Raw genomic sequence first — 21,767 nt, 5'->3', positions numbered from 1 at the left:
GTGCTCAACAGCACATGGTGCGTGCTGTCGTTGATCGGAAGCCTCTCACGGGGGTCTGACAGCGCCCCGACCGGTGCCGGGTGCCTGTGCCTGCCCTGCCGGAGCCCGTCGGTCAGTGCCCGTTCGGACGAGTGCCGCATGCGGTGGACGGCGAGTTCGTCGTGCTGCACTCCGACGACTAGCCGAGCCGCCCGGGGATCTTCGGGTGAGGGCTGCGGCGGCGAGTGAGCGCGTTGCTCACCTTGGCGTTTCGGCGTTTCGGCGAGACGCGGGGCACGGGCCGCCGCGTTGACAGCTCGCCGGACGCGTGTCTGTAATGGACGCGGCGCCACGTGACGCCGGCCAAGAGCAGTGGGCCGGCCGGTAGTCGGGTGAGCGTCATTCTTTGAGGGGCCCGTTATGAGTTCATACTCCGCGCTCTGCATCTGAGCACCTGAGCATCCGACGCAGCGCAGCCGCGCGTCGCTGCTCGTCCTTCCCGCCGCTTGCTGCGCGGGTGGCGTGCTGTTCGTGCTGTCCGTCCGCCGGGTCCGGTGGCGGCGCGTGCGGAGCCTGCGTCCTCACTGGCCATGGCCGCGGCCTCAGCGGCCCCATCGCATTCTCATGATCTTCCGGAGACAGAAATCCGTATGCCCACGCATGACAACGCAACGCTCGACGCATCGGCCGACGCCACGGTCATCGAGGAGTTCCGTGCCCGCCGGGGGAAGGTCGGCGGCCCCTTCGAGGGCCGGGACCTGGCCCTGCTGACGACCACCTCCGCGGCGTCCGGGACGCCTCGGACCACCGTGCTCGGCTACGTACGCCGCGGTGACTCGCTCATGATCATCGGGTCGGGGTCGGGGTCGGGGTCGGGGTCGGGGTCAGGGTCCGGGACCGGGACCGGGTCCGGCACGCCGAACCACCCCGACTGGTACCACGATCTGCTCGCCCACCCGGTGGTGGGAGTGGAGATCGGCACCCGGAACCAACAGATGCTCGCCGTCCCCGACCAGGGTGCGTACAGCGAGGAACTGCTCGACCACGCTCTTCCGGCCGTGCACGGAACGGGCGGCCGTCCGGGGGCGGCCGTCCGCGTTCCGCTGGTCGTCGTGCTGGAGGCTGCCGACCCCGAGGTGTGGGAGGGGCGGCCCCGCGAGATCAGGACCCTCGCCGACAAGGTCATGGAGGTCCACACCTGGCTCCGCGGGCAGTTGCGGCAGGTGAAGGCGGAGACCGATGTGCACTTCGCCGCCCGCGCGGCCCACCAGGGGCCCGGCGAGCCGCCGCCCCCGGGGCTCGGGCTGCAGATCCGGCAGCGCTGCCTGGCGTTCTGCCAGGCTCTGGAGTTCCACCACACCAGCGAGGACGACCACCTGTTCCCGGGCGTCGCGCGGTACCACCCGGAGCTGGGCGCCGTCTTCGGCCGGCTGCGCGACGAACACCGCACCGTGGCCCGCATCCAGAACGATCTGGCGGTCCTGCTGGCCGGTGTCGGCATCGCCGACCCTCAGCGCTTCCGGAGCGAACTCGCCGTGATGTCAGCCGAGTTGAACACGCACTTCGACTACGAGGAGAACGAGATCGTGCCCCTGCTGGCCGACATCCCCTGGCCGCCCGCGCCACCGGCCGGTACGGAAGGGAACACAGCCGCCGGTACGGAAGGGGGCGTGGACGCCGGCACGGCGAAGTGACCTGACGGCGTCGGGCCGGGTGCCATGGCAGCACTCGGCCCGGCCGGGCCGACTCCGCCGGGGCGGTCTCCAGCTAACCGAACCGCTCCACGGGCGTGCGCGCGCCCGCCCGGAATTCGGTCAGGGCGACTCCGATGTCGTGCGCCGACCCGGCGAAGAGCACCGACCGGTCGGCCGCCACGATGATGGTCCCGCCGCCGCGGACCTGGTGCACGACGGCCACCGCGCCGTCCTCGGGCAGCAGCACATGGCCGAGAGTGGCGTCGGGCGATATGCGGTGGTACAGCGCCTCACCGAACTCGATGAGCTGTCGCTGCTCGGGTGTGGGCGGGGCGACGTCCGCAGTCGTCCCTCTGTCCGTGTCGCTCATCCCGTCACTCCGTCGTCGTCGTGGACCGCCGCGAGCTCCGCGATCAGGTCCGCGTCCCGCATCCCCGGCAGGACGTACCCCTCGGCCTCGTCCCAAGGGACATCGAGATCGTCCATGTGCACGCGCCACTCCGCATCCGGCAGGGCCCGGCGCAACTCCGTGACGGAATCCAGCACATGGGCGATCACGGGCAGGAGGCGACCGGGATCGAACGGCATCTTGGTGGACCCGCCGACGATCTCCTGCGGCTCGGATCCGGGCGTTTCGTACAGGTACAGGCTTTCCTCCTCCTCGTACGGGAAGGACGCCATGTGCGCGGCGACGACGCGCTCGACGGACGCGGACTCGGCCTCGGTCAGTGGTGTCGCGCGCTGTGCGTTGTAGTAGAGGGAGACGCTCATGACGGGAGCGTACGACGCGGGTGTGACAACGCCGGCCGGGATCCGCGCGGGCCGGGATCCGTGCGGGCCGGGATCCGTGCGGGCCGGGATCCGTGCGGGCGGCCGGGACCTGCGAGGGCCGGGACCTGCGCGGGTCGGGACCTACGCCGGAGGCGCGGTACGTCCGAGACGGGCCCGGAGCTCGTCCCCGGCCCCGTCGTCGGACGCGGCGGGGAGGCCGGGAAGGAGGGCGAGGGCGGCGGAGACGAGTTCCGCCGGCGCCCCCGGGTCGGCCCGGACCGCCCGGACCAGCACGTCCGCCTCCATCGGGGCCAGCCGGTGGCGCCACGCGGGGTGGGCGTGCGTCGCCGCGTAGTGGGCGGTCAGAAGCTCGACGGGGGACAACGCGGCTCCGCACCGGCGCAGGAAGACCGCGAGGCCGTACTGGTTCACGAGGGCGCAGATCTCCTCGGCCTCGGCACGGTTGCGGTGATGGGCGTCGTGGGCCTCGTACACCACGGCGTACACGAGGGCCCGCTCCCGTTCCGTACGAGGTGCCGGAAAGGGCTCGTCCTCCCACAGCGCCTCCACGCCGGCCGGACGGACGGGGGAGGGAGGGCCCGTGCCGTCGGCGGCGGCGACCGTCAGGCGTACGGCTCCGAGTGCGACGGCGTCCTCCGAGAGCGTGCGCACGTACCGAAGCCCGGCGGCCTCCTCCGGTCCGGACTCCCGGCAGGCGGCCCGTACCTGCGCGACGGTCGGCCCGTCCGTCCATGCGCACGTCCATGCCCCCGAGGAAGGGGACCACCCGGCCTCGACCTCCCCGCGCCGATGGCGGTCGAGGCCGAACCGTACGGTGAGCACACGGGCGAGTCGGCGAAGGCGCGTCGCGCGGTCGGTAGCCATGGGTGCCCAGTATCCGTCCGAGGGTGCCGCACACGTCCGCCAACCGGAGGAATCGGGTGTACCGGGCGCGAACGGGAGCAGAAGAGGAAGGGCAGCACACGGCATCCCACGGGCCTTCCCGCGGGCCTCTCCGTCTGTCGTTCCCCCGTGAGGCACCCGACCGTGCCGGCCCTTCTACGTCCCCGGAGCCCATCCGTGTTCACCAAGCTCAACGGCGCCCTCGGCGGCGCGCCGGCCCGGGCGTCCGGCCGGACCGGAACGCCACGGCGCTGGCCCGTCGCGCTCCGGCGGACGCCCGTCTCCCTGTGGAACGACGACCTCTCCGACTGGGCGGCGGCCCTCACGTACTACGCCATCCTCGCGCTGCTCCCCGCGCTGCTGGTGACGGTGTCCGTCATCGGGCTGACCGATCCGGGGGCCACGAAAGCGCTGATCGCCGACATCACGGCCTTCGCCCCGGCGGAGTCCGGCGCCGCCCTGCGTCAGCCGCTGGAGGCGGCCACCCAGCAGCGCACCGCGGTCTGGCTGCTGGTCGCGACCGGGACCCTCAGCGCGGTCTGGTCCGCGTCCAGCTATCTGGCCGTGTTCCGGCGGGCGCTGCACGCGATGCACGGGGTGCCCGACACCCGGCCCGCCCTGCGGAAGGCGCACATCATCGTCGCCTCCGCGATCGGGCTGCTGCTGCTCCTGATGACCAGCGCGTTCGCCCTCGTGCTGTCCGGCCCGCTGGCCCGCTGGCTCGGGCACCGGATGGGGCTCGCGCACCTGGGGGACGCGGTGTGGGCGGTACTGAAGTGGCCCGTACTGCTCTGCCTGGTCGCCTGCCTGATCATGGTCCTCTTCCGGACCGGGCCGGCGTCCGCGCGCGGTACGCGGCAGGGGCTGCCGGGCGGGGTGCTGGCGGCGCTGCTGTGGCTGGTGGCCTCGGCGGGATTCGCGCTGTACGCGACGTACATCGGGTCCTACAGCCGGCTGTACGGGTCACTCGCCGGGCTCGTGGTGTTCCTGATCTGGGTGTGGTTCACCAACCTGGCGCTGCTGACCGGCGCCCAGTTCAACGTCGAACTGGACCGGGCGCGGCGCGGCGCAACGGAGAGCCCCGGGCGACCGGACGCGCCCTAAGGGCTGTCCCGCAATTCCCGGCGGGCGCACGACGACAGCTACGGCACCTCTCCCCCGTAGCCTCAAGGGCACGGGGGGACCCCCTCCGTTGTCGAAACGCCCGAATACATCCAGTATGCGGGCGCCTCTCCGCCTTGCGATGCACCGCATCTGACGCCGCGCGCTGGTCCACCAGGAAGTGCGGGACAGCCCTTAGCCTCCTGGTGTGCCGGACCCCGCGCGGCATTGGGGTCCGCCGTGGGCCCGTGGGCCCACGCACCGGGCGGTGGCGCTCATTACGCTCGTGATGACCAGGCGTGAGCCCCTCGCGACGCTGCCCGACCGGCGGTATGACGGGGCGCGCTCACGTGCGCAGGGATCTCCACGCTCTACCTGACCAGCAGGGCGGCCACCTCTCATCCGGCATGTGCCGGGGTGAATCCGGGGTGCCCGGATTCTCTTCATGAGGTGACGTGTCGATGAGTGACGGATTCTTCTACTCGTACCACCTGGGCTGGAGCCGCCCCGACGCCGAGTCGCTGCTCGGCGACCTGGAGGCGGCGGGCGTGCGGCCCGATCATCCGGTCACCCGGCGCATCACGCTGCTCGGGTCGGGGTCCCGGCCGTCCGTCACCCAGTCCTGGGTGACGCGGGATCAACTCGTACTCCTGGCCGGCCTGCAACGCCTGGACCAGGTCGACTTCCTGCTCTGGCTGACCGGCGGCTCCGAGGTGCCCGCCCGGGTCCGGCGGACGGACGACGGCACGGTGGTGCTGCAGTTCGCCCTCGGCGGCCTGAGACGGGACGAACGGGAAACGGTCGTCCGTGCGGTGCGGGAGGCGATCGGGAGGGCGTCGCTGCTGTGCGTCGGCTTCGTGGTCGACCGGGAGGGTGCGTCGGCGGCCACCGACTGGAGGGGGTTCATCGTGCGGGGCACGGTGTACTTCGACCACTGGCCGGACACGCTCGCGGTACGGCCGGAAATAGCGGCCCTGCAGCCGCAGTTGAGCGGGGTGAACTCGTTCGAGCAGTCGCCCTGGGTGGTGTACGGAAGTGACGTGCCCAACCGGTAGGCGCGGCGGCGGCGTGGCGGACATGCGGCGGGGGCCGGGGCCACTGCCGGCCCCGGCCCCCGCCCCCGTCGCGGTTCTAGCCGACGACCCCCGCCGTGGCGAGTGCCGCGACCATGCCGGTGGCCACGAGGATCCCCCCGACGTAGCCCGTGGCGGTGGCTCCGCCGTCACGCCAGTAGTACGGGGCGGCCTGCGGCGCCCCCGTTTCGCCGTCGTCCATCAAGCGGTCCACGGCCAGGCCCACCGCCGCTCCGGTCGCCAGGGTGACGACGGGCAGCAGGACCGCCTCCATGTCGGAGAGCTGCCACAGCACCGCGTACCCGTAGCCGAGCGCGGCCAGCGGCACGCCGAGGACGGCCGCCGGATACAGGGGGCGGGAGGTGCGCAGCTCCGCGGGCAGGACCCGGGCGGCGGCCAGCACGGTCAGCACGGTGGTGAGCACGGCGGGAACGTGCTGGAGCGCCAGCCGCCACGTGAACACGTCCAGCCGTTCGTCGGTGGCCAGCAGGTCGACGAGCCCCCGGGAGATCACGTATCCGGCGATGACGTGGACGACGGCCCCGACGGCCCAGCACCGGGCGAGCGCCGACAGCGCGCCTCCTCCGGAGCCGTCAGGTCTTCCCGCACGACCGGGTCCGTACCCCGGGGGCCGGTGCCCCGCGCTTCCGTCTCCCCAGCCGCTGCCACCGTTCACGGTTCTTCCTCTCCGACGTCTACTCGCCCGACTCCGTTCTGACATGCCCAGAACAGCGGGTGTGGCATGAGCGTACGGCGGCCCGAACGGGCTGACCTGGGCCTATGGCCCCAAACTCGGGCCCAAGTGCGCGGGGTGGGGTGGGTCCCGGGTGTCAGGCTCGGACGTGGACTGTGAACTGCCTTATGGCGCGGACATGTTGGGCCCAGAGGTCCATGTGGGACCGGCGGTATTCGCATTGGTGTACGAGCATGAATGGTGCGGTGGGGTTGGGCGGAGTCCGTCGAACGCGCGGTGCATGCGTGACCCAGCAGCTCGCCGTTGACGTAGGACCTGGACTCTGTACGGCGTGCACCATGCGGAGGACCGGAACGAGAGGACGGAGGGCAACCGACCGTGCCGGAGGACGAGGCTGAGCTGCGGCGGCTTGCGCGCAGCGAATCGCTGGGCAATGACGAACGGGACCGGGCGCGGGAGCGGCTGTGGCGCCTGCGCCGCGTCCGGGCGGAGATCGGGATGCGGGAGGGCGGCGAGTCGCTGCTGCCCGAGGTGTTCCTGAGTGTGCCGACGCCCTGGCTGTGGGAGGGCTGGACGCTTCCCTCCTCGGACCGCTACGCGGAGGAGAAAGCGGGGAACGTCGCCCTCGTGCGTACGGTCCTTGAGGCGTGTCTGCCGGCCGAACCCGTCCCGCGCGAGGTGCGGGCGGTCTGGGACGCGCCCGACTGGGACGCCGATACGGGCATCCGGCGCATCGGGGTGCCCGACGTGCTGCGGCGCCTGATGCCGGAAACCCGGCTGGTCACCCGAGAGCGCATGGCGGCAGCGCGCGCGGAGGCCGAGGTGCTGGCGATTCCCGGCGCGCCGGATGCGGTGGACTCCTTCGTCGCCCTCTGGCTGCCCTACGTGCGCGAGCAGTTCGCCGATGCCGCCTTCCGGTGGATCGCGCAGGTCGACGAGGTGGCCCGGATCGTGCCGTGGGCGATGGAGCTGGCACTCCGCTTCGTCGAGCGGCGCTGTGCGGCGGAGCAGGCGGTGTGGATGCTCCGCTGGACCGCGGAAGTACCGCAAAGCGAAGAGGCGTTGAAGCGGATCGCCGCAGATCCGGCAGTCGGTGCTGACGTGCGGGAGCTTGCCTCGGACGGGTTGCCCGGATCCTGACCGCCTGTGCCGCACGGGCGGATGTACGGCATGTGTGCAGCTTTGGGTCCGAGGGCCCATGACTGCGGGCCGGTGGCGGCTCTAGGGTCGAAACCATGTCATCCATGGGGGAGTTGCGTCGTCGGGTGCGCCGATGGTCTCGGACTTCGGTGCCGCGTACGGGTGTGCGGTTGCCGGTGGTGCGGCGGCGGGGTGACCGGGGTCAGGGTGCGTTGGAGTATCTGGGTCTGACGCTGGTGGTCGTGGCGATCGTCGGTGCTCTGGTGGGTACGGGGATCGGTGCTGATCTGACGGCGAAGATTGGTGTGCAGGTCTGCCGGATCGGTGGCGGCGGTAACTGTGGTGGTGACAGCGGGAGCGAGGCGCGGGGCGGGGACCGGAATGCTCCGGGGCAGGGGGACCCGGCGTCGGACAGGAATCCTGACGGTTCGCCGAAGTCGCCGGAGCAGATCGCGTACGACAAGGCGCTGAAGGATCTCCAGGACGCGCAGAAGGACGAGAAGTCCAACAGTGACAAGGCGATCGACGCGGCGAAGGAACTCGCGAAGATCCTTGCCGATGAGCTCGGGATCACCGATGCGCTGGACTGCATCACCAAGGGTGACATGGGTGCCTGCACCGAGACCCTGATCAATGTGCTGTTGAGTCTGGTGGGTGGTGCGGTCGGGAAGCTGGCCGCGAAGTACGGGGCGCCCTGGAAGTGGAAGAAGGCCTACAAGCTCATCCAGAGCCTGAAGAAGCACGGCGGGGATCTCTACGACGGGCTCAAGGGGCTCATCAAGAGCCGTGGGAAGGTCAAGGACGCCCAGAAGGCCCTCGACGACGCGGCGAAGAAACTCGACGACGCCAAAAAGCCGCCCAAGAAGGACGAACCCAAACCCGACGACAAGCCGACGACCTGCGCGGTGAAGCACAGCTTCCTGCCCGGCACCCCGGTCCTCCTCGCCGACGGCCGTCGCACGGCCATCGAGAAGGTGCGCGTCGGGGACCTGGTTGAGGCCACGGACCCGGTCAGCGGTCTGAGTCAGGCGCGTCCGGTCGCGCAGACCTTCACCACGTACGACGACAAGGCCTTCGTCCGGCTGACCGTGCGTACCTCATCCGGTACGGCACTCCTGGACGCCACCGGCACCCACCCGTTCTGGCTCGTCGACCGGGGCCGCTGGACGGACGCGGCCGACATCGCTCCGGGCGCCACGCTGCGTACGGAGGCCGGTGGCACGCTGCGTGTCCTCACCGTGCGCGAGTACACCGGGCGGCGCACCACCCACGATCTGTCCGTGGACGGCATCCACAGCTACTACGTGGGAGTGGGCACCCGGAACAGCGCCCTCGTCCACAACAACGATCCCTGCGACAACCCGGACTACGACCCCGATCCCAATTACGGCATCAAGGACGACGTCTACAACAAGATCGACACGAAGTACGGGCCGGAGACCGCCCGCGGCGTGGACTACCAGGCGCAGGTCATCAAGAGCATGCGGGAGACCGTCCCGGGCGAGACGCCGGCCGAGGCGGCGGCGCGCATCAAGCGGGCACAGGACCACATCCTCCCGGGAACCGACGGGGACCCGACGAAGATGGCCGCGTACCTGGCCAAGTACAAGAACCGGAAGTTCACCCATCACGACGCCAACCCGCCGGACCCGAACAACCCGAGCGCCCAGGTCGACGCCATCTGGGAGAATGGCGTGGTGATCGTCAAGGACGGCACGATGATCCACGGGTACAAGATGTCGGAAGCGGCGTTCAACGCCAGGTTCACGGCGGGAGCGAAGCGCAATTGACGCATGCTGAGGCGGAACCACTGGCCGAGGTCCGTATCCGGGCCGCTTCGGACGGACGGTACGTGCTGTACGTGAACGAGCGGCAGTTCCATCTGCTGCGGCGGGCAGCGATCACCCTCGCCCACCACGAGGAGTCCCCCGCCGTCCGGCAGCTCGTCCAGGGCACCGGCGGGGTCTCGTTGGACGAACCGCTCCAGCTGGGACTCTCGTACGACGACGCGGTGCCCGGACCGGTCACGCTGACGTTCGAGCAGCTGCACGCCCTCCACGCGGTCCTCACCACGCTTCCGGCTGCGACGATCTGGCCGGAACCGGAGTTCGTGGAGCGGGTGGGCGACTTCCGCGAGACGGTCCTCAAAATGGCCGGCCTGCTGCGATGGGCGTTCAGGGAACAGCCGGTGACGGAGAAGGAGCACGGGTGAGGGCGCGCGTACGGATCCGGCGGACGGACGAGGGGCCGGGGTGGGTGCTGATCCCGGGCACCGACCAGCTGGCCCTGCTGCGCCGCTGCACCGACGCGTTCCACGCCGAGATGCCCGACCGTGGACAGCGCGACTTCGTGCTGGGTGAGCACGGCGAGAGCCTGCCGGCGCTCTTCGCGGCGGATCCGGCGGCGGCCGCCGATGCCGGCCTTCCGATGACGGAGGGCGCGCTGCGGGCCGCACACACCCTCCTGGTCACCCTGCTCGCCCTCATCCCCTCCGAACGGGTCTTCATGGAGCGGACGGGGCACTACCGCGACCATGTGAAGGCGGTCGCCTACGGGCTCCGGCGCGCGGCCTCCGGCCAGTAGCCGCGCGGCCTCCGGCCAGTAACAGGGAGACGCCGAGGAGGGGCCGCGCCCGGCCGGGTACCCGGCGGCGGAGATAATCGGCCCCATGCCCCCCGGCCCTTCCCCCCAGGTCACCCCCGCCCGCCCGCGCCCGGAGCGTCCGCCGGTCCGCAGACGCGCCGCTGCCGCCCTCGTAGCGGCCGCACCCGCGCTCGGCGCGTACGCCGCCGTACGGATCGTCGGACTCGTCGTCTTCTGTGCCGCCGCGTCGGCCGCGGGGAAGGACGCGCTGCACCTGCTCTCCGAGCGCTGGGACTCCGTCTGGTACCAGCGCGTCGCGGAGAACGGCTACGGGTACACGGTCACGCTCCCGGACGGCGGCATCCACTCCGACCTGGCCTTCTTCCCGCTGCTGCCCGCACTGGAGCGCGGTATCGCGGAGGTGACCCCGCTCGGTCTCGCGGGCGCCGGACTGCTGGTCGCCTGGTCCGCAGGGCTGCTCGCCGCCTGGGGGATCTTCGCCGTCGGGGCACGGTTGTACGGGCGCCGGGCCGGGGTGGTCCTGGCGACGCTGTGGGGGGTGTACCCGACGGCGTTCGTCCAGTCGATGGCGTACACCGAGACCCTGTTCACCGCGCTCGCCGCCTGGTCGCTGTACGCCGCGCTGACCCGGCGATGGATCGTGGCCGGCGGACTGTGCGCCCTCGCCGGGCTGACCCGGCCCTCCGCCGCCGCGCTCATCGCCGCCCTCGCGATCACCGCCGCCGTCACCCTCGTACGGGAGTACCGCGGCGGCGCCACCGACGGCCTCGTGCGCCGCAACGCACGGATGCTCCTCGGGGTGGCCGTCGCGCCGCTGGGCTGGCTCGCGTACGTGGTGTTCGTCGCCGTGCGCGAAGGCAGCCCGTTCGCCTACTTCGACGTCCAGGCGCAGTGGGGCAACAGCATCGACGGCGGCGCGGCCCTCGCCTCCTTCATCCTCGGCCTGCCGCTGCCCGGCATGCTCGGCCTGTGCGCGGCGCTGGTGGCGCTCGGCTGGCTGGTGTCCCTGTGCGTGCGGCAGCGCCAGCCGCTTCCCGTACTCGTCTACGGCATCGCTGTCGTCGTCATCTCGCTGATCGGCTCCGGATACTTCGGCTCCCGGCCCCGGCTGATGATGCCCGCCTTCCCGCTCCTGCTGCCGCCCGCCGTCGCACTGGCGCGGCTGCGCTCCACCGCCCGTACGGCGACGGTTCTCGCGGTACTCGCCGCGGCCTCGGCAGCGTACGGGGCCTGGACGCTGCTCGGCTCCGGCCCGCCGTGACCGGGTTGGGCCCGTGGGCCCAAGCGTCCGGACCGCTCCGGTTGTTAGCGTGCAGAGTCCGTGCGGGAACGACGTCGGCGGTAGCGGTTCGCCGGTGAGGAGCGGTCAGTGATGAAGGCACGTACGGCAGCCATGGCGGCCACGACAGCAGTGCTCTGCCTGGCGGCCGTCGCCTGCGGGCCGGACGGCGAGAAGTCCGGGCAGGACGGCGGGAAGGCCGCGGGCGCGACCGCCGAGCCGAGCGGGACGCCCTCCTCGAACGCGAGCGACCCGGCCGCGAGCGACTCCGCCGCCCCGGCGCCCACCTCGACGCCCACCAGCAGCGGCGAGGTCCTCGACAAGGCCGGGCTGGCCAAGGTCGCACTGACCACCGGTGAGGTGGCCGCCTACGAGGTCACGCCGATGCAGGGCGGCGAGGAGAGCGGCACGGAGCGTTCCGAGAACAAGGACTGCGAACCGCTCGTCGCCGTGATCAACGGCGCGCCCCAGCCCACCCCGGCCGCCACCGTCTTCCGTACCGTCATGGACAAGTCGGAAGAGGGCAAGGACGACCAGACCGTCGTCACCGAGATCCTCACCTCGCACCCCAAGGACGCGGCGCAGCAGCTGATGCGCGGAGTCCGGGACGCGGTCCGGGCCTGCGCGGGCGGCTTCCGCACGTCGAGCGAGGACGGCCCCTCCACGTACACCGAGGTCAAGCAGCTCCCGCTGCCCCCGGCGGGCCAGGAGAGCATCGCCTACCAGGTGACCGGGAGCATCGAGGGGGACAAGGTGCCGCTGGTCTTCCAGCTGGTGCGTACCGGCTCGACCGTCGTCACCTTCTACGTGGCCGACTTCCTCACGGCGAAGACCCCGCAGCTTCCGGCCGAACTGGTCGCCGCGCAGGCGGCGAAGCTGCCCTGACGCAAGGAACGACGATGCCCTGACGCCGGCGGTCCGCCGGCGTCAGGGCATCTTTTCGTCAGGCGGGGCCGGAGCCGGGGCCGGGCTCACCGGGTTCCGTCAGCCGGCCGACCCCCTGCTGTGACACCCAGGTGAACTCACCCGGCCGGCACAGCTCCGCCCGTACACCGGGATCGGCGCCGCGGACGTTCAGATGGTGGCCCGTGCTGAACACCAGACGCAGCGAACCACTCCTGAAGGCGACGGCGGACAGCACCGTCGCCCCGATCAGCGCGTCGGTCTCCCCGGCCGGCAGGTCGACCGGCTCGGGAGCGGTGGCCGGGCCGTGCGTGATCCGCACCGGCCCGACGACCACGAGCCGGGTGCCGCCGCCCAGGGCGAGGTCGATCCGTGAGCCGTCCGGTGCGCCGGTGACGGCAAGCACCGGCGCGGACCTCAGACCACGCAGGACCCAGCGGTCCGGGTCGCTGTCGATGGACGGTTCGCTCACGGTTCCTCCGGAAGATGATCGAAGATGTTACCGATGCTGTCACCGGGGGAGCCGTCGGGCATCTGCGGGTACACCTCGCCGGTCTTCGGGTCGATGAGCATGTCCGGGTTCCGGTTGGCACCGTTGCCGCGCCAGCCGCCCTGAGCCTTCACCTTGTGGATCGCGTCCTTGATCTGTTTGACCGTGTACCCGGTCTTCTGCGCCAGGGCGTTCGGCTTGGACACCATGTCGCACGGGTCGTCGTTGTGGACCAGTACGGGCGTTCCGCCGACGACCACGTAGTAGGTGTGGATGCCGTTGACGGTGAGGTCATGGGTGGTCCGGCGCTGGGTGTAGCGCGACACCCCGGCGACGGTGAGCACGGATCCGTCGGGGGACCGGAGCTTCATGCCGGGAGCGATGTCGCCCGCGTCGGTCCAGCGCCGCTCGCCGGTGATCCAGAACGGGTGGGTGTCGGTCGCGGTGATCACCGCGGGGCCGCCGCCGGTGCGGAAGACCAGCCGGGTGAAGTGCTTGTCGTCGTAGGTGGTGATGGCGCGCTCGACGCGGCGGGCCTCGGTCCTCCCGGTCACCGGATCGGTGGCGGTCACCAGGTCGCCGGGGCGGACCGTCTCGATGGCCGTGCGACGGCCGTCGGCGAGGAGGACCGGGGTACCGGGCAGGAAGCTGTGCTTCACCGGGCACGTGGGCGGCTTCTTCTCGTCGGGTTTGGGTTCGTCCTTCTTGGGCGGCTTTTTGGCGTCGTCGAGTTTCTTCGCCGCGTCGTCGAGGGCCTTCTGGGCGTCCTTGACCTTCCCACGGCTCTTGATGAGCCCCTTGAGCCCGTCGTAGAGATCCCCGCCGTGCTTCTTCAGGCTCTGGATGAGCTTGTAGGCCTTCTTCCACTTCCAGGGCGCCCCGTACTTCGCGGCCAGCTTCCCGACCGCACCACCCACCAGACTCAACAGCACATTGATCAGGGTCTCGGTGCAGGCACCCATGTCACCCTTGGTGATGCAGTCCAGCGCATCGGTGATCCCGAGCTCATCGGCAAGGATCTTCGCGAGTTCCTTCGCCGCGTCGATCGCCTTGTCACTGTTGGACTTCTCGTCCTTCTGCGCGTCCTGGAGATCCTTCAGCGCCTTGTCGTACGCGATCTGCTCCGGCGACTTCGGCGAACCGTCAGGATTCCTGTCCGACGCCGGGTCCCCCTGCCCCGGAGCATTCCGGTCCCCGCCCCGCGCCTCGCTCCCGCTGTCACCACCACAGTTACCGCCGCCACCGATCCGGCAGACCTGCACACCAATCTTCGCCGTCAGATCAGCACCGATCCCCGTACCCACCAGAGCACCGACGATCGCCACGACCACCAGCGTCAGACCCAGATACTCCAACGCACCCTGACCCCGGTCACCCCGCCGCCGCACCACCGGCAACCGCACACCCGTACGCGGCACCGAAGTCCGAGACCATCGGCGCACCCGGCGACGCAACTCCCCCATGGATGACATGGTTTCGACCCTAGGGCCGCCACCGGCCCGCAGTCATGGGCCCTCGGACCCCATCCGTGCCCGGCCAGGACGGCTTCCGGAGGGCCGGCGCCGGAGTTCAGTCCCCCTGCTGGGCGATCCGTACCTGCATGCCGGGCCGCAGCCCCCACTTCGCCATCGCGCCGGCCTCCGACTCGATCACATGCCGGGCCCGCAGCCGGGGCAGACCGAGCCGCCCGGGCTTCATCGTGTGCACCGCCACCACGTTGAACTTCCGGTCCAGATAGGCCACATCGATTGTGAACCGCATCCGGAAGGAGTGCACACTCCCGCACGGAGTGATCATCAACGCCCCGTCGATCCCGTCCTGACCGAGCAGCCCACGGCTCCGGTGACGGTACGAGGCCGCGATCCGCAGCGGCACCTCGGTCTCGTCCTCCCCGTTCCGGTCCGTGATCGTCAGCGTTCCTGTTCCATTGCGCCATCGAGCCATGGCCATGACGGTAGCGCCACGTGACAGGCTCTGGGTCCCTCCTGGTGTGAAGTGGGCCCCAGGACCCATGACCGGTGCCCGCGAGCCGCCTAGGGTCGATGATGTGTACGCCATCCTGATAGGGGTCGCCGCCCTCTGGGGAGCCGCGACCGGACTGCTGGTGCCGCGCGCCGCCTACCGGTTCTCCGTCGAGCCGGACGACGCGTGGCGCGACGCCTGCCCCGCCGGCCACGCCCTGACCGGGCCCGCCCGCGGCTGGTTCGGCTCCACGCGCTGCACGACCTGCGCCGAGGTGGGCGCCGCCGTCGCCGTGCGGACGGCCGCCGGGCCCGGATCGGTGGCCGGCGACGAGCCGGAGCCGGCCGGTGACGCGGACGGCACCCAGGGACCGGACACCGCACCACCACCGCCACCCGCCGCACCGCGCCGCACCGGTCCGCGCTACGCCCCGCACCTCGTCGCGCCCGTCGTCACCGCCCTCGCCTGCGCCGTCCTGGCGGCGGCCACCGGCGCACGGCCCGAGCTCGCCGTCTGGCTGCTGCTCACCCCCGTGGGCGTACTCCTCGCGACCATCGACCGCCGGGTCCACCGGCTGCCCGACCAGCTGACCCTGCCGGCCGCTGTGGCAGCCGCCCTACTCCTCGGGCTCGCCGCCCTGCTGCCCGAGCACGGCGGAGCCTGGCTGTCCGCGCTGCTCGGCGGAGCCGTTCTGGGCGCCTTCTACTTCCTGCTCTTCCTCATCAACCCGAGCGGGATGGGCTTCGGCGACGTCAAGCTCGCCCTGTCCCTGGGCGTCGCCCTCGGCTGGTACGGCTGGGCCGTCGTGTTCGCGGGCGGATTCGCCGGGTTCCTGTTCGGTGCGGTGTACGGGCTGGGGCTGGTGGTGATGCGGCGTGCCGGGCGCAAGACGGGCATCCCCTTCGGCCCGTTCATGATCGCCGGTGCGCTGCTGGGCATCCTGTTCGGGGCACTGGCCGCCTGAGGCTCCCGGCTGTCCGGCCCTCGCCGGACGCGCGGGAAATGCGGTCGCGGCCGGTGGTGCCCGGCTGCCACCATTCCCGTATGACCGCACACCCCGATGACGCGCAGGCAGCCGCCACAGCGGAACGCGACCGGTTCGGGGCCCTGGTCGCCGAGGCCGACGCCGTGTCCGTGGCCGGCTGGGACTTCTCCTGGCTCGACGGCCGGGCCACCGAGGAGCGCCCGTCCTGGGGATACGCCCGCGCCATGGGGGAGCGCCTCGGCAGGGCGCGTGCGGCGCTGGACATCCAGACCGGGGGCGGTGAGGTGCTCGCCTCCGCGCCGAAGCTGCCGCCGCTGACCGTGGCGACCGAGGGGTGGCCGCCGAACATCGCCCGCGCCACCGCCCTGCTGCATCCGCGGGGAGCGGTGGTGGTCGCGGACGAGGACAAGCCTCCGCTGCCGTTCGGCGACGCGGCCTTCGACCTGGTGGTCAGCCGTCATCCGGTGACCACGTGGTGGGAGGAGATCGCCCGGGTCCTGGCCCCCGGAGGTACGTACTTCTCGCAGCAGGTCGGGCCGGCGAGCGTCTTCGAACTCGTCGAGTACTTCCTCGGCCCGCAGCCGCCGGAGGTACGCGCCGGACGCGACCCCGGCCAGGCACGTGCCGCGGCCGAGGCGGCCGGTCTCGACGTCGTCGACCTGAGGATGGAGCGACTGCGCACCGAGTTCCTCGACATCGGCGCCGTCGTCTACTTCCTGCGCAAGGTGATCTGGATGGTGCCCGGCTTCACCGTCGACGCGTACCGGACACAACTCGCCGCGCTGCACCACCGGATCGAGACCGAGGGGCCGTTCGTCGCCCACACCACCCGCTTCCTGATCGAGGCCCGCAAACCCGGGTGATCCCGAACACCCTTCCCGCGCCCGAAGGATGGCACCCTGGGTGCTGAACGCACGGGGAAGGAGCAGGCCATGAGGGTCGGCAACGACGAGGAAGCGGCGCGCGGCCCGCGGCAGGGGAACGCCGAATGGCTCGCAGGCGCCCGGATCGTCGGCGTCCTCGGCATCTTCTACCGGCCCGAGGGGCGCATGGGGGAGCCGGAAGCCGTCGCCTTCCTGCTGGACGACGGCCAGTCCGTACTCCTGACCTGCGCGTCCGACGGCAGCCTGCACGTGGGTGCCGGAACCTGGCCGCACCTTCCCGACTGGTGCGTACCGGCCGCCCAGTGGGAGTACGCCGCGATGGCACGGCTGCCGCAGCCGCCCGACGGCGGCTGGACGGTGCTGCGCACCGAGGAGCGCAGGGACGAGCGAGGCGAGGTGGACGAGGCCGTCATCCGCTGCGAGGGCGGCCGCTTCGTGGTGACCGGCGGCGACACCGTGGGCATCCGCTTCACCCGGGGCCACCGGGGCGCGGCCGCGACGACGTGACGACAGGCCCTAGAGGCGTACCGGACGCCCCAGCCGGACCTGTACGCCGGGGGAGTACAGCACGCTGACCGGGGCGCCGCGCGGGGCGGTCAGGCCCGCTGCCTCGATCAGGTTCTCCTCGCAGCGCAGGATCTCGGCGCGGTGCAGCGGCCAGCGGGGGTGGTCGTTGGGCAGGTAGGCCGTGGCGCCGAGGAACGGGTTGTGCAGGCCCCAGCGGGCGGTGAGGAAGTACTCCAACTCCGTCGGGTCCTCGATGCGTGCGCCGGTACGTACGGTGATACGGCTGTGGGCGCCGCGCGGGCCGGGCAGGCGTCGCGAGCTGGTGTAGGTGACGGTGGCGCCGGTCGCCTCGACGCTCATCCGGGACCACACGTACGGCAGACGGAAGCCGATCCGGCCCATGGCCACGGGAACCAGCCGCGACGCGTCCATCGAGCGGAAGACGACCCCGCGTCGCCCGTGGGCGTCCACCGAGTACAGCCGGACGTTGGTTTCGGGAAACGAACCGAGGTAGGGCACGCCCGGCAGCCCGAGCCATCCGACCCGGTGCATCCGGAAGGCCACCAGCCCGACGTAGGTGACCCCGTCGACCGTGTCGGGAACGGTCCCTTCGGGCAGCAGCCCCGCCACCTCTTCCGGATCGACCGCCCAGTGGAGGAAGCAGAGGTCGAGCCACTGCTGCGTGAGGAGGGGGCGGCGCAGGGCAACCGGGGCGTCGGGGGTGAGGGGTGCGGGCGTCGTCACGGGCCAAGAGTGACATGGGCATCGGCATCACGTCCGGCGTGCCGTGCGGGCTCCCGCGCACCCGGCGGAAACGGTGTCCGCCCGGACCCGGCCGTGCCCGCACGGACCGGCCGCTCTACGCGTGGCCGCCGACCGTCACCTCTCCCACCGTCAGCTCGGGCTTCCCCTCCATCACCTCGCCCACCCGCGCCACCTGCTGCTCCAGTTCCCGGAGCTGTCCGGCCGTCAGCGGGGACAACGGCTCCACCGTCACCGCGATCCGCCGGCCCGAGCGGCGCTGGTGCCACACCCCCGCCACGGTGCCGTTCACCAGCAGCACCGGGAAGTTCCCCGCCTGGCCGCCCGCCAGCGCGCGGGTGTACGCCGCGCCGGGGAAGAGCCGCTCGCGGGGCTGGGAGGCGATGACGAACGCGTCGAAGTAGGGGAGCAGCCGCACGCCGTGTACCGGCTGCGAAGGGAACGAGGTGTCACCCGCCACCACCCAGGCCGGGCCGCCGTCCTCGTACGCCACCTCTTCGATCTCCCCGTCCGCAGCGAGCCCGGTGAAGAGGTCCGAGGCCCAACGTGCGGGCGCGGCGAGCCATTTGGCGAAGTTCTGCGGGGTGGCCGGGCCGTAGGCGTGCAGATAGCGGCCGACGAGCGCGGCGAGCGCCTGCGGTCCGTCGAGCGGGGTGACGTCCGGGCGGGTGTACGTGACCTTGCGGCCGCGGTCCGGTCCGAAGCAGAGGACCCCGCGGTGGGAAGCCAGATGGGTGACCTGCCGCCAGCGCGGCCACAGGGTCTGGAAGGCGGGCATCACCGGCTCACCGGCCCAGGCCCCGGCGCGGGCGACGACCGCCTCGGTGAGCTCGTCGACGGTCAGCTCCGCCCCGGTCAGCGCGTCGGCGATCGCGGCGAGCACCTCCTCGGTCTGCTCCGGCGCCATCCGCACGCCTTCCGGCTGGGTGGTGCGGCCCGCCGGCAGGGCGGACAACGCTCCGGTCCACAGCGGTAGTTCGGTGGCCGACACGAGGTGGACCGTGCCGCGCGGCCCGAACGTCCTGATGAGCGTCCGGTCCGTCCACAGGGCCTTGCGCACGTCCGCGCGGGTCAGCTCGCGGCTCCGCAGCCCCACGGAGAGCTCGGCGGCGGACAGGACCTGCGCGTGCGCGGCGGGCATCGACTCGACCACGGCGGACGACGTGCCGGTGAGCGGGTCCGTCAGGCCTTGGCGTTCCAGCCGGCGGGCGTTCGCCCCGGTCCACGTCACGGTCGCGCTCGGCGTCGTCATGAACCGAAAGCTATCGGGCCGTCGGGTCAGGTCCTGTCCCCTTGGCCCGGACGTCCATGACCCTGTGTGAGACCCGTGGCCGGCAGTGGAGGACGCGGGGCCCGGGTCGCAACCGACCGGAATGTGCACATCCTGTGTACGTCCTGCGGGCGTGTTCGGCGTCAACGTGGCGCCTGCAGGCGTCTGTGCAGGTCACAGGGCTGTGAAGCACCGGAATCCGTGCCCGCAGCGGAGTTCCGCACATTCGGAGAGTAATTATTTCGCGGCGTGGCACGCAGTAGCACTTACGAAGGGTTATGGTGGAAACCCCCCCTCGGGCCGGTCCGTAACCCCCCCCACGGACCGGCCCGTTTTTTTGTGCCCCGGTACGGCCGGGCCCGACCGCAGACGCGGTCGCGCAGAGCCCCGGCCGCCTGTCCGGGCCGTTCCGTCAGCCCCGGCCGGCCCAGATGTTGGTGCCCGCGGTGTCCACGGCGAAGGCGTCGATCTCCTTCAACTCCTCGGCGGACAGCGGCGGACCGGCCAGAGCCGCGACGTTCTCCTCCAGCTGTCCCACGCTCGACGCGCCGATCAGAGCCGACGTCATACGGCTGTCGCGCAGCACCCAGCCGATGGCCAGCTGGGCGAGCGACTGGCCGCGGCGGCCCGCGATGTCGTTCAGCCCGTTCAGCCGGCGGACCACCTCGTCCGAGAGCAGGTCCGGGTCGAGGGACTTGCCCTGCGTGGCACGTGAACCCTGCGGGATCCCCTTCAGGTACTTGCCGGTCAGCAGGCCCTGGGCGAGCGGCACGAAGGAGATGCAGCCCATGCCGGCCGCCTCCAGGGTGTCCAGCAGCCCGTCGTCCTCGGTCCAGCGGTTGATCATCGAGTAGGACGGCTGGTGGATCAGGGCCGGCACACCCATCTCCTTCAGCAGCCGGGCCGCCTCGGCGGTCTGCTCGGAGTTGTACGAGGACACCCCCACGTACAGCGCCTTGCCCTGGTGCACGGCGGAGGCCAGCGCCCCCATCGTCTCCTCCAGCGGAGTGTCCGGGTCGAAGCGGTGCGAGTAGAAGATGTCGACGTAGTCCAGCCCCATCCGCCTCAGCGAGGCGTCGAGCGACGACAGCAGGTACTTGCGCGAGCCCCACTCCCCGTACGGGCCGGGGTGCATGTCGTACCCCGCCTTGGTGGAGATGATCAGCTCGTCGCGGTAGGGGGTGAAGTCCTGCCCGAAGATCTTCCCGAAGTTGAGCTCGGCGGAGCCGGGCGGTGGGCCGTAGTTGTTGGCCAGGTCGAAGTGGGTCACGCCGAGGTCGAAGGCGCGGCGCAGGATGGCGCGCTGCGAGCCGAGCGTGCGGTCGTCGCCGAAGTTGTGCCAGAGGCCGAGCGAGAGAGCGGGGAGCTTGAGGCCGCTGCGGCCGGTGCGCCGGTACTCCATGGAGTCGTAGCGCGCGGCGTCGGCCAGGTAGGGAGAAGAGGAATCAGTCACGTTCTCTCCTATCACGGACGTGCGACAGGCCGGTTATCACGGACTTGTGACAGGCCGGGTTGGGCCCGCGAGCCGCCTGCGCAGTAATGTGGCCGCTTCGGGACTGCCACGGCACGGCGGGGCGATCGCCCCCTTCCGGTGCGGTGATCCCCAGGTGGACGACCCCGGACCCCGGGCCAAGGGGCGGGCGTGCCCGCACGGAACCGAGAGGTGGACTCAGTGAACTTGCGCGACCTGGTGTACGGGCTCTACGCGCGCCGGGTGGAGGCCCGCCTCGATCACGCCCAGGTGCCCAAGCACATCGGTGTCATCCTCGACGGAAACCGGCGCTGGGCGAAGGCGTCCGGCGGCACCGCCGCGCAGGGGCACCAGGCCGGTGCGGACAAGATCAAGGAGCTTCTCGGCTGGTGCAGCGAGACGGACGTCGAGGTCGTCACGCTCTGGATGCTCTCCACGGACAACTTCGACCGGCCCGAGTCCGAGCTCATCCCGCTCCTCGGCATCATCGAGAACACCGTGCGGGACCTGGTGGCGGACGGGCGCTGGCGCGTCCACCACGTCGGCACGCTCGACCTGCTGCCCGCGCACACCCAGACGGTCCTCAAGGAGGCCGAACAGGCCACCGTGGGTGTCGACGGGATACTGGTCAACGTCGCCGTCGGCTACGGCGGGCGCCAGGAGATCGCCGACGCCGTGCGCTCCCTGCTGCTCGACCACTCCGAGAAGGGCACCTCCTTCGAGGACCTGGCGGAGATCGTCTCCACCGACCTCATCTCCGAGCACCTCTACACCCGGGGCCAGCCGGACCCCGACCTGGTGATCCGCACCAGCGGCGAGCAGCGTCTTTCGGGCTTCATGCTCTGGCAGAGCGCACACTCCGAGTACTACTTCTGCGAGGTCTTCTGGCCGGCGTTCCGCCGCGTCGACTTCCTTCGGGCCCTGCGCGACTACGCGGCCCGCCACCGCCGCTACGGCGGCTGACACCGCGGGCCCTCTCCGGCCCGCCGGCGTCCCCCGGCCGGTCCGGCAGCCCGGGGGCCGCCCATCCGGTGGGCGCCCACCCACGGTCTCGTACGACACTCCCCGCTCACCCCACCGGCCCAGGTCGGCATGGCTTGGCGTGTTCGAGGGCATATCCCTGACAGGTCGACGTCCGGTCACCAACCAGGCGGACGTCGTGTCCAAGTGAGCGGCATGGAGTCCGCTCGCCCGGGAGGCCCTTTGCACACGAAGGACCGTACATACAGTGCGGCCGACGCGGAGGGCCGGCGCTCGGCCCGCGCAAGGTGGCCGGAGCCCGGCCCGTCCTCTCC

The 21,767-nt window shown here is 71.5% G+C and carries 23 protein-coding genes; 13 read left to right on the top strand and 10 right to left on the bottom strand.

Going from position 1 to position 21,767, the window contains the following annotated elements:
• Positions 1-629: 629 nt before the first annotated feature.
• The gene (locus OG959_RS12795; RefSeq protein WP_326658288.1) at positions 630-1,673 is read left to right on the top strand and encodes a nitroreductase/quinone reductase family protein; all 1,044 of its coding nucleotides are present in this window, start codon (positions 630-632) and stop codon (positions 1,671-1,673) included.
• A gap of 73 nt (positions 1,674-1,746) precedes the next feature.
• Here the strand turns inward: OG959_RS12795 and OG959_RS12790 are convergent, their stop codons facing one another.
• The 3 genes from OG959_RS12790 to OG959_RS12780 form a co-directional block, all read right to left on the bottom strand.
• Positions 1,747-2,043 (bottom strand): hypothetical protein, encoded by a 297-nt coding sequence (locus tag OG959_RS12790; protein ID WP_326658287.1) that lies wholly within the window; start codon positions 2,041-2,043, stop codon positions 1,747-1,749.
• Positions 2,040-2,444 carry a hypothetical protein gene (locus tag OG959_RS12785; protein ID WP_326658286.1) on the bottom strand — a complete coding sequence of 135 codons (405 nt, stop codon included), beginning with the start codon at positions 2,442-2,444 and terminating at the stop codon, positions 2,040-2,042. Before OG959_RS12785 ends, OG959_RS12790 begins: the two co-directional genes overlap by 4 nt.
• Positions 2,445-2,585: 141 nt before the next feature.
• Complete coding sequence (locus OG959_RS12780) at positions 2,586-3,329, bottom strand: hypothetical protein (protein ID WP_326658285.1); 744 nt, start codon at positions 3,327-3,329, stop codon at positions 2,586-2,588.
• 195 nt (positions 3,330-3,524) lie between these two features.
• Here OG959_RS12780 and OG959_RS12775 point away from each other — a divergent pair, with 195 nt between their 5' ends.
• On the top strand, positions 3,525-4,451 hold the full coding sequence (locus OG959_RS12775) for a YihY/virulence factor BrkB family protein (RefSeq protein ID WP_326658284.1): 927 nt from the start codon (positions 3,525-3,527) through the stop codon (positions 4,449-4,451).
• Between the two features lie 458 nt (positions 4,452-4,909).
• Positions 4,910-5,503: a hypothetical protein gene (locus OG959_RS12770; RefSeq protein WP_326658283.1), complete on the top strand. Its 594-nt coding sequence runs from the start codon at positions 4,910-4,912 to the stop codon at positions 5,501-5,503.
• A gap of 76 nt (positions 5,504-5,579) precedes the next feature.
• Here the strand turns inward: OG959_RS12770 and OG959_RS12765 are convergent, their stop codons facing one another.
• Positions 5,580-6,197, bottom strand: coding sequence for a hypothetical protein (locus tag OG959_RS12765; RefSeq protein ID WP_326658281.1), 618 nt, complete (start codon positions 6,195-6,197; stop codon positions 5,580-5,582).
• A gap of 396 nt (positions 6,198-6,593) precedes the next feature.
• Between OG959_RS12765 and OG959_RS12760 the strand changes: the two genes are divergently transcribed.
• The 6 genes from OG959_RS12760 (at position 6,594) to OG959_RS12735 (ending at position 12,123) form a co-directional block, all read left to right on the top strand.
• On the top strand, positions 6,594-7,355 hold the full coding sequence (locus OG959_RS12760; protein ID WP_326658280.1) for a hypothetical protein: 762 nt from the start codon (positions 6,594-6,596) through the stop codon (positions 7,353-7,355).
• A gap of 212 nt (positions 7,356-7,567) precedes the next feature.
• Complete coding sequence (locus OG959_RS12755; protein WP_326658279.1) at positions 7,568-9,145, top strand: Hint domain-containing protein; 1,578 nt, start codon at positions 7,568-7,570, stop codon at positions 9,143-9,145.
• Positions 9,142-9,567, top strand: a complete 426-nt coding sequence (locus OG959_RS12750) for a hypothetical protein (RefSeq protein WP_326658277.1) — start codon at positions 9,142-9,144, stop codon at positions 9,565-9,567. Before OG959_RS12755 ends, OG959_RS12750 begins: the two co-directional genes overlap by 4 nt.
• A complete protein-coding gene (locus tag OG959_RS12745; RefSeq protein ID WP_326658276.1) occupies positions 9,564-9,938 on the top strand; it encodes a hypothetical protein in 375 nt (124 codons plus the stop codon). Before OG959_RS12750 ends, OG959_RS12745 begins: the two co-directional genes overlap by 4 nt.
• A gap of 85 nt (positions 9,939-10,023) precedes the next feature.
• Complete coding sequence (locus OG959_RS12740) at positions 10,024-11,220, top strand: hypothetical protein (RefSeq protein ID WP_326658275.1); 1,197 nt, start codon at positions 10,024-10,026, stop codon at positions 11,218-11,220.
• Positions 11,221-11,331: 111 nt separating this feature from the next.
• Complete coding sequence (locus tag OG959_RS12735) at positions 11,332-12,123, top strand: hypothetical protein (protein ID WP_326658274.1); 792 nt, start codon at positions 11,332-11,334, stop codon at positions 12,121-12,123.
• Positions 12,124-12,181: 58 nt separating this feature from the next.
• Here OG959_RS12735 and OG959_RS12730 read toward each other — a convergent pair whose 3' ends face one another.
• From OG959_RS12730 to OG959_RS12720, 3 genes are all read right to left on the bottom strand, one after another.
• Positions 12,182-12,613, bottom strand: a complete 432-nt coding sequence (locus tag OG959_RS12730) for a DUF6188 family protein (protein ID WP_326658273.1) — start codon at positions 12,611-12,613, stop codon at positions 12,182-12,184.
• Positions 12,610-13,986 carry a Hint domain-containing protein gene (locus tag OG959_RS12725; RefSeq protein WP_326658272.1) on the bottom strand — a complete coding sequence of 459 codons (1,377 nt, stop codon included), beginning with the start codon at positions 13,984-13,986 and terminating at the stop codon, positions 12,610-12,612. Before OG959_RS12725 ends, OG959_RS12730 begins: the two co-directional genes overlap by 4 nt.
• Positions 13,987-14,200: 214 nt before the next feature.
• Positions 14,201-14,575 carry a DUF192 domain-containing protein gene (locus OG959_RS12720; RefSeq protein ID WP_326658271.1) on the bottom strand — a complete coding sequence of 125 codons (375 nt, stop codon included), beginning with the start codon at positions 14,573-14,575 and terminating at the stop codon, positions 14,201-14,203.
• Positions 14,576-14,678: 103 nt separating this feature from the next.
• Between OG959_RS12720 and OG959_RS12715 the strand changes: the two genes are divergently transcribed.
• The 3 genes from OG959_RS12715 (at position 14,679) to OG959_RS12705 (ending at position 16,969) form a co-directional block, all read left to right on the top strand.
• Positions 14,679-15,557 (top strand): prepilin peptidase, encoded by an 879-nt coding sequence (locus OG959_RS12715; RefSeq protein WP_326658270.1) that lies wholly within the window; start codon positions 14,679-14,681, stop codon positions 15,555-15,557.
• An 80-nt stretch (positions 15,558-15,637) separates the two neighbouring features.
• A complete protein-coding gene (locus OG959_RS12710; RefSeq protein ID WP_326658269.1) occupies positions 15,638-16,441 on the top strand; it encodes a class I SAM-dependent methyltransferase in 804 nt (267 codons plus the stop codon).
• Positions 16,442-16,510: 69 nt separating this feature from the next.
• Positions 16,511-16,969, top strand: coding sequence for a hypothetical protein (locus tag OG959_RS12705; protein WP_326658268.1), 459 nt, complete (start codon positions 16,511-16,513; stop codon positions 16,967-16,969).
• Between the two features lie 9 nt (positions 16,970-16,978).
• Here OG959_RS12705 and OG959_RS12700 read toward each other — a convergent pair whose 3' ends face one another.
• From OG959_RS12700 to mgrA, 3 genes are all read right to left on the bottom strand, one after another.
• On the bottom strand, positions 16,979-17,713 hold the full coding sequence (locus tag OG959_RS12700) for a YqjF family protein (RefSeq protein ID WP_326658267.1): 735 nt from the start codon (positions 17,711-17,713) through the stop codon (positions 16,979-16,981).
• 115 nt (positions 17,714-17,828) lie between these two features.
• Positions 17,829-18,983, bottom strand: a complete 1,155-nt coding sequence (locus OG959_RS12695) for a winged helix DNA-binding domain-containing protein (protein ID WP_326658266.1) — start codon at positions 18,981-18,983, stop codon at positions 17,829-17,831.
• A gap of 430 nt (positions 18,984-19,413) precedes the next feature.
• Positions 19,414-20,454: an L-glyceraldehyde 3-phosphate reductase gene (gene mgrA / locus OG959_RS12690; RefSeq protein ID WP_326658265.1), complete on the bottom strand. Its 1,041-nt coding sequence runs from the start codon at positions 20,452-20,454 to the stop codon at positions 19,414-19,416.
• A 219-nt stretch (positions 20,455-20,673) separates the two neighbouring features.
• On the opposite strand from mgrA, the gene OG959_RS12685 reads away from it, so the two are divergent.
• Complete coding sequence (locus tag OG959_RS12685) at positions 20,674-21,435, top strand: isoprenyl transferase (protein WP_148020469.1); 762 nt, start codon at positions 20,674-20,676, stop codon at positions 21,433-21,435.
• Positions 21,436-21,767: the final 332 nt, after the last annotated feature.

The sequence above is a fragment of the Streptomyces sp. NBC_00385 genome (genome assembly GCF_035917155.1).
Classification (GTDB): domain Bacteria; phylum Actinomycetota; class Actinomycetes; order Streptomycetales; family Streptomycetaceae; genus Streptomyces; species Streptomyces poriferorum.
Note: the sequence above shows the minus strand (reverse complement) of the source record. Positions and strands in the feature narration are given on the sequence as shown.